This window comes from Vibrio sp. 10N.222.48.A3, from assembly GCF_041475345.1.
Taxonomy (GTDB): domain Bacteria; phylum Pseudomonadota; class Gammaproteobacteria; order Enterobacterales; family Vibrionaceae; genus Vibrio; species Vibrio tasmaniensis_A.
Window position 1 is genome coordinate 1 of the sequence record NZ_JBFRVX010000361.1, and the last position, 1,188, is coordinate 1,188.

Genomic DNA, 1,188 nt, shown 5'->3' on the forward strand with positions numbered 1-1,188 from the left:
TTGAAAAGCAATGGGACGCCGATATGCATTCTTGGTTGATTGATTTTGAAGATTGTCGGATGTTTTTAAAGTCTGAACATTACAGTGAATCAATCTGGTTTGAGTCGTTAAACGCTGAAGAAAGCCGAGAAGAGTTCGATTATCTCGCGACGCTTTTCAAGCGCGGTTTCTAACTTTTAACATGGCTTCTGAAACGTAGCTTCTAAACCTGGCTCTTAAAACTTGGCTTCTAACGTCATTCATCAATAAAAGTGAGGATAAACGTTTGCGTTTGTTCTCACCGTTGCAGCCAATATTGATTAATGTATAATCGCCCGCCGCTCAATAGAGCAAATTATAGAAACATTTTTAATTCACATTATTGGTAAGAGCTTTCTTGGATTATTCGAAGAAATGACTCGATTTGGGTTCCCTCACCCCCAAACCAAACTAAAAAGGTACAGCATGAGTAACTTTACCCCTGCGCAACAGCGCAAAGCCCTAGCACTATTAGTTTTGTTCCATTTGATCATTATTGCATCAAGCAATTATTTGGTTCAGCTACCTTTTACCGTCTTCGGTATGCACACCACTTGGGGTGCTTTCACTTTCCCGTTTATCTTTCTAGCGACAGACCTGACCGTACGTATTTTTGGCGCGCAGCTTGCTCGTAAAATCATTTTCTTAGTGATGTTACCAGCGCTGGCCGTTTCTTATTTATTGTCTGTGGTGTTCTTTGAAGGTTCATTCCAAGGCTTTAGCCAACTAGGCGAGTTCAACTTGTTTGTTGCACGCATCGCAGCGGCAAGCTTCATGGCTTATTTGCTTGGTCAGATCTTGGATGTGCATGTGTTCAACCGCTTACGCCAAATGAAGCAATGGTGGGTTGCGCCAACGTGTTCAACGTTATTCGGTAATGCCATTGATACCATCGCGTTCTTTGCGATTGCTTTCTACCAAAGCCCAGATCCATTCATGGCTGAGCACTGGACTGAAATTGCGTTGGTCGACTACGGATTCAAGCTTATCATCAGCTTAGGTTTGTTTGTTCCAATGTACGGTGTACTTCTAAATTACGTGGTTAAGAAGTTAACCGCTGTGAACCCTGACTTTAAAGCAACGGGCGTTAACGCTTAAGTTTAGATTTGTAACGCAAAGCATTAATGCAGCGATGAGAAAAAGCCCAAGTTAGTAGACTAACTTGGGCTT

Annotated in this window: 2 protein-coding genes; both read left to right on the forward strand. The window is 42.3% G+C overall.

From position 1 onward, the window contains the following. Positions 1–173, forward strand: a 173-nt coding sequence (locus tag AB4653_RS11190) for a DUF3630 family protein (RefSeq protein ID WP_372104178.1), incomplete at its 5' end; no start/stop codon positions are given. Positions 174–444: 271 nt separating this feature from the next. Continuing rightward, the gene (locus tag AB4653_RS11195) at positions 445–1,116 is read left to right on the forward strand and encodes a 7-cyano-7-deazaguanine/7-aminomethyl-7-deazaguanine transporter (RefSeq protein WP_009848193.1); all 672 of its coding nucleotides are present in this window, start codon (positions 445–447) and stop codon (positions 1,114–1,116) included. The last annotated feature ends 72 nt before the right edge of the window (positions 1,117–1,188 follow it).

Excerpts from the sequence above, each read along its gene's own strand:
- AB4653_RS11195 (WP_009848193.1), top strand. The coding sequence starts at position 445 with ATGAGTAACTTTACCCCTGCGCAACAGCGCAAAGCCCTAGCACTATTA.